Annotated in this window: 4 protein-coding genes and 1 pseudogene; 4 read left to right on the plus strand and 1 reads right to left on the minus strand. The window is 63.1% G+C overall.

Translation table 11 applies throughout. The features are described from left to right. Positions 1 to 448: shikimate dehydrogenase family protein (locus WCA53_RS04200; protein ID WP_423905821.1), on the plus strand; the 448-nt coding region annotated here is incomplete at its 5' end. A 15-nt stretch (positions 449 to 463) separates the two neighbouring features. Here the strand turns inward: WCA53_RS04200 and WCA53_RS04205 are convergent. Next, positions 464 to 1,234 (minus strand): IclR family transcriptional regulator domain-containing protein, encoded by a 771-nt coding sequence (locus WCA53_RS04205; protein WP_423905831.1) that lies wholly within the window; start codon positions 1,232 to 1,234, stop codon positions 464 to 466. 277 nt (positions 1,235 to 1,511) lie between these two features. Here WCA53_RS04205 and shiA point away from each other — a divergent pair, with 277 nt between their 5' ends. The 3 genes and pseudogenes from shiA to WCA53_RS04220 all read left to right on the plus strand — a co-directional run. Continuing rightward, a complete protein-coding gene (gene shiA, locus WCA53_RS04210) occupies positions 1,512 to 2,825 on the plus strand; it encodes a shikimate transporter (protein ID WP_423905824.1) in 1,314 nt (437 codons plus the stop codon). 29 nt (positions 2,826 to 2,854) lie between these two features. Beyond that, on the plus strand, positions 2,855 to 4,735 hold the full coding sequence (locus tag WCA53_RS04215) for a bifunctional sugar phosphate isomerase/epimerase/4-hydroxyphenylpyruvate dioxygenase family protein (protein ID WP_423905827.1): 1,881 nt from the start codon (positions 2,855 to 2,857) through the stop codon (positions 4,733 to 4,735). Between the two features lie 181 nt (positions 4,736 to 4,916). After that, positions 4,917 to 5,095 (plus strand): annotated as a pseudogene (locus WCA53_RS04220) (4-hydroxyphenylpyruvate dioxygenase); the annotation flags it as partial.

A 5,095-nucleotide genomic window follows, 5' to 3' on the forward strand; every position in this document is an offset into this window, starting at 1 on the left:
GGTGTCGGGAAGCGGCGGCGTGGGCTCGGCCATCGCTGCTTCGCTGGCGGCGGCGGGCGTGGCGTCGCTCGCGTTGTTCGATCTCAACGAGGCGTCGGTCGAGGCGCTTGCAGGCAGGCTGCGCACGCACTACCCGGCGCTGACCGTGACAACCGGATCGAAGGACCCGGCGGGCTTCGACGTGATCGTCAACGCGACGCCGCTTGGCATGCGCGAAGGCGATCCGCTTCCATTCGATGTCGCGCGCATCGCACCTGAAACGTTCGTCGGCGAAGTCGTGATGAAGACGGAATACACGCCGTTGTTGCGCGCTGCGCTCGATAAGGGCTGCACCGTGCAGGTCGGCACCGACATGCTGTTCGAAATGATTCCCGCCTATCTTGAGTTCTTTGGCTTCGGGACGGCGACGCCCGACGCACTGCGCGCCGTGGCGCAGATCAAGTACTGACACCGGGCCCCGTCCTCACAGCACGTTCAGCATGGCGAGGGCGGTCTCCTGTAGCGGTTGCAGGACACGGCGCAGCGCGGCTTCCGTCGTCTCGCGCCCCATTGGCATGTTGGTGCTTAGCGCGGCCACCACTTGCCCGTGACGATCCTTCATCGGCACGGCGATCCCGCGCACACCCACTTGCAACTGCTGTTCGATGACCGCGAAGCCGTCCGCGCGCGCCTGCCGGATCTTCTCGTGCAAGCGCACCTTGTTGATCAGCGTATGCGGCGTGAACGGCGCCAGGGCGGTCGTTTCAAGCCAGTTGCGCACGGCTTCGTCGTCGTCTCTGTGAGCGAGCAGCACGAGGCCCGGCGACGTTAGCGGAGCGGGCACGCGAGCGCCGAGCACGAAGCCCGTGGTCATCACCCTCGACGCGCCATTGCGCGCGATGAATACCAGTTCCCAGTCGTCGAGCACGCTGACGTAGACCGACTCATCCAGGGTCGCGCTGAGCTGCTGCAAGTACGGTTGCACTGTGCGTGGAAGGCGCGCCGAATCGAAATACGACCAGCCCACGCGCAGCACGCGCGGCGTAAGCCAAAACAATTTGCCATCGCTCTGGAGATAGCCGAGATGTTCCAGGGTGAGTAGATAGCGTCGCGCCGCCGTGCGCGTCATGCCGGTTCGCGCGCCCGCCTGCGTGGGCGTCATGCGCGGATGCTGGTCGTCGAACGCTTCCAGCACCCCCAGTCCTTTCTCCAGTCCCGCTATCCAGTCGCGCCTGTCGAGCGGCGGCTTCGTCACGATCATGTCCCCCTAGTTTCGTTCGATCGGTGCATACGTCGGCACGTTTCATCGTTCGATGTTTGTGCTCTGGATCGAGTCGCCCGGGTATCCGTGCTAACCCGTGTAACGCACGTTTATCGATCCGTATCGTTCGATTATCGATCGCGATGACGGCGCTTTCTATTGCTTGAGCGAGGCTCGAATCCTATGCTCCATTCACCGCGCGCCACTTTGCCTGACCGGCATCATCCACAGCCCGGACGACGCGCTATTCAATGAGAAACGGAGACCCCTCGTGAGCCTTGCCGTAGACACGCAGCACGTAACTTCCGCCCGAAGCGCGAAAAACCAGGCACGCCATGCCGCGCTGGGCAGCTTCGTAGGTGCAGTCGTCGACTGGTACGACTTCCTGTTGTACGGCATTGTTGCCGCGATCATCTTCAACACGGAATTCTTTCCGCAGGTCAGCCCGGCGATGGGCACGCTCGCCGCGTTCGGCACATTCGGTGTCGGCTTCCTGTTTCGTCCGCTCGGCGGCTTCGTGTTCGGTCACTACGGCGACAGGCTCGGCCGCAAGCGCATGCTGGTTTTAACCGTGATGCTCATGGGACTTTCCACCGCGACGATCGGCCTGTTGCCATCATTCGCGTCGATCGGCTGGTGGGCGCCCGCGCTGCTTGTCGCCCTGCGCGCAGTCCAGGGTTTCGCGGTCGGCGGCGAGTGGGGCGGCGCGGCATTGATGGCGGTCGAAAGCGCGCCAGAGAAGAAAAAGGCCTTCTATAGCAGCGGCGTGCAGGTCGGTTACGGCGTGGGCCTGATCCTCGCAACGGGCATCGTGTCGATTCTCAGCCAGACCATGGACAACGAGTCGTTCAGAAGCTGGGGCTGGCGCATCCCGTTCCTGTTCAGCGTCGTGCTGGTCCTGATCGGGCTGTGGGTTCGTTCGAGCATGGATGAATCAAAGGAATTCGTCCAGAAGGTGGCGAGCAAAGCCCCGGCCGGGCGACGCGCTCGCCTGCCAATCCTGGAAGCCTTGCGGCAGCATCCGAAGGCCTTCCTCCTGATCATTGCGTTGCGGCTGGCCGAGCTGTTCACCATGTACATCGTGACTGCGTTCGCCCTCAGCTATTCGACGAGCAACCTCGGCATGCCGCGCCAGTTCTTCCTGAACGTCGGCTTGCTGGTCGGCGCGATCAGCTGCATCTCGATTCCGATCTTCGCCATGCTCGCCGACCGCTTTGGCCGTCGTCGCGTGTACATCATCGGCGCTGTGGTCGGCATGTTGAGCGCCGTGCCGTTTTTCCTCGCGCTCGAAGCACGCTCGACCGTGTGGATCGTATTCTTCGCCGTGATGCTCGCCAACGTGGCGCACGACATGGTGGTGAGTGTGCAGCAACCCATGTTTACCGAGCTCTTCGGCACCGAGTACCGGTACAGCGGCGCGGGCGTGGGCTATCAGGTGGCGAGCGTGGTCGGCGGGGGCTTTACGCCGTTTATCGCCGTCGCACTGGTGAGCCTGGCCGGCGGTTCATGGCATCCCGTCGCGGCCTACCTCGCGCTCGGCTGCTTGCTGTCGGTGCTCGTCGCTGCCAAGATGAAGACGCGCTAAGCAAACTTGAAGATTGCAGAGGGCCCACAATGCTACGTTCAATCGCCACGGTCTCGATCAGCGGCACGCTCGTCGAGAAGCTCACCGCCATCGCGAAGGCCGGATTCGACGGCGTCGAGATATTCGAAAACGATCTTCTGTACTACGACGGATCACCCGCCGACGTCAGGCAGATGTGCGCCGACCTCGGCCTGAAGATCATGTTGTTCCAGCCTTTCCGGGACTTTGAAGGCGTCTCGGCGGAACAGCTCGCACGCAATCTCGAACGGGCGCGCCGCAAGTTCGAATTGATGCACGAGCTGGGCACGGATCATGTGCTCGTCTGCAGCAACGTCTCGGCACAATCGGTCGGTGGCGACGCGTTAATCGTCGACCAGTTGGGAAAACTCGCAGACCTGGCGCGATCGGAAGGCGTGATGGCAGGTTACGAGGCACTTGCGTGGGGCCGGCATGTCAACTCATACAAGCACGCATGGCGGCTTGTAGACACCCTGGATCATCGGAATCTCGGTCTTATTCTCGACAGTTTCCATACGCTTTCCATCGGCGACACCGTCGATGAAATCGCCCGCATTCCAGGCGAGCGAATCACCTTCGTGCAGGTCGCCGACGCGCCGAGGATGGCAATGGACGTGCTCGAATGGAGCCGCCATTACCGCTGCTTCCCGGGCCAGGGCGATCTCGACGTGGCCGGATTTACGCGACAGGTCCTGGCTACGGGTTACGCCGGTCCGCTGTCGCTGGAGGTCTTCAACGACGGCTTTCGGGCCGCGCCCAACGCGGCGACGGCGCTCGACGGTTATCGGTCGCTGCTGTACCTGGAGGAGCAGAGCGGCGGAACATCGGATCGGGCGTTGTTCCATCCGCCTGCGGCGCCCGCGCACGTGGGCTTTCAGTTTCTTGAATTCGCCGTCGATCCGGCCAGCAGCCAGACCCTTGCGCAGTGGCTTGAGCACATGGGATTCCGGGTGGCGGGACGGCATCGGTCGAAGCATGTCACGCTGCATCGGCAGGGCGATGCCTGCATTCTCCTGAACGAGGAATCCGGATCGTTTGCGAGCGCATTTCACCAGGCACACGGCTTGTCGGCGTGCGCGTCGGCGTATCGCGTGGACGATGCCGCGCAAGCCTTCGAGCGGGCCGCAGCGTTCGGCTACGCCCCGTTTTCCGGCGGGGTAGGTCCGAACGAGCGCGTGGTGCCGGGTGTGCAGGCACCCGACAACAGCCTTCTCTATTTCGTCGATGAAGCGCCCGGCGAGCCCACGCTCTACGAGACCGACTTCAATTTGACTGACCCGGGCGAGGGCAGTCGCGCCGACGGGTTGCGCCGTATCGATCATGTCTGCCTGAACATTCCCGCTGACGCGCTCGACACATGGGTGCTGTTCTTCAAGACCGCGCTCGGTTTCGACGCCGAACCTTCAATGCTCTTGCCTGATCCGTACGGCCTTGTCCGAAGCCGGGCCGTGCGCAGCGGCAACGGTTCGGTACGGATTGTGCTGAATGCGTCGGCGGACCGGCATACATCGGTCGCGGAATCGCTTTCGACTTATCGGGGCACCGGGCTCAATCATGTCGCCTTTGCGACCGACGACATCTTCGCGGCCGTTGCGCGCTTGCGCGAACAGGGCGTGCCGCTGTTGCGCATTCCGCGCAACTATTACCACGATCTCGAAGCGCGCTATGGACTCGATGAAACCCTGCTTGAACAGATGCGCGAGGGCGGGATCCTGTACGACCGCGACAGCGAAGGCGGCGAATTTTTCCAGATTTACACGGAGCAGTTCGCCGAGCGCTTCTTTTTCGAAGTGGTGGAGCGCAGGGGCGCCTACGACGGCTACGGTGCCGTCAACGCCCCGGTACGGCTCGCGGCTCACGCGCAACGCCGCATTCAGGAGCCCCCGGCGTAATGTGCGGCCAGCGCTGACCGCTGACCGCTGACGATACGCGCTTTGACACGTCCATGCCGGGAACGATAATCTGTCGCCGATGCGCCGCCGCTATTCAAGCGCCGCGATCCGGCGCGGGGCGGCGACGACCCGACCCGCGTCGCGAATGTGGTCCGGACTTCTTCCAAGGTGACTGTCATTGATGAACATTGACGCTTCTCTGCCTGACCCAGCCACCGCGCCCCCGCCGCAGGACAGCGACAATCCCCTGGGCATAGCGGGTCTCGAATTCGTCGAATTTTCCAGTCCCGATCCGGTCCGCTTGAGCCAGCTCTTCGAACTGCTCGGTTTCACGCGAGTGGCGCGGCATGTCAGCAAGGA

This window comes from Caballeronia sp. (genome assembly GCF_049581465.1).
Lineage (GTDB): Bacteria > Pseudomonadota > Gammaproteobacteria > Burkholderiales > Burkholderiaceae > Caballeronia.